Origin of the sequence: Vibrio anguillarum, from assembly GCF_001989995.2 — a bacterium.
Lineage (GTDB): Bacteria > Pseudomonadota > Gammaproteobacteria > Enterobacterales > Vibrionaceae > Vibrio > Vibrio anguillarum.
The window spans coordinates 1-281 of the sequence record NZ_JAHGUP010000181.1; the positions used below are offsets into that span (position 1 = coordinate 1).

2 tRNA genes are annotated in these 281 nt (G+C 45.9%); both read right to left on the bottom strand.

From position 1 onward, the window contains the following. Positions 1–5: 5 nt before the first annotated feature. Positions 6–81, bottom strand: a tRNA-His gene (locus PL85_RS18250). Between the two features lie 75 nt (positions 82–156). Further along, positions 157–233, bottom strand: a tRNA-Pro gene (locus PL85_RS18255). Positions 234–281: the final 48 nt, after the last annotated feature.

Consider the following 281-nt stretch of genomic DNA (forward strand, 5'->3'; position numbering starts at 1 on the left):
AATAATGGGGTGGCTAACGAGACTTGAACTCGCGACAACCGGAATCACAATCCGGGGCTCTACCAACTGAGCTATAGCCACCATCAAACTTTGCAATAACCGCTTGCTTGCCGTTATTTTTCTTTTCATTTTTAACCAATGAGAAGAAAAGAAAAGTGGTCGGTGAAGAGGGATTCGAACCCCCGACCCTCTGGTCCCAAACCAGATGCGCTACCAAGCTGCGCTATTCACCGATATATCTCTTTCTTCTCGATTTTCACCAAGAACGGAAACCGAAGTTA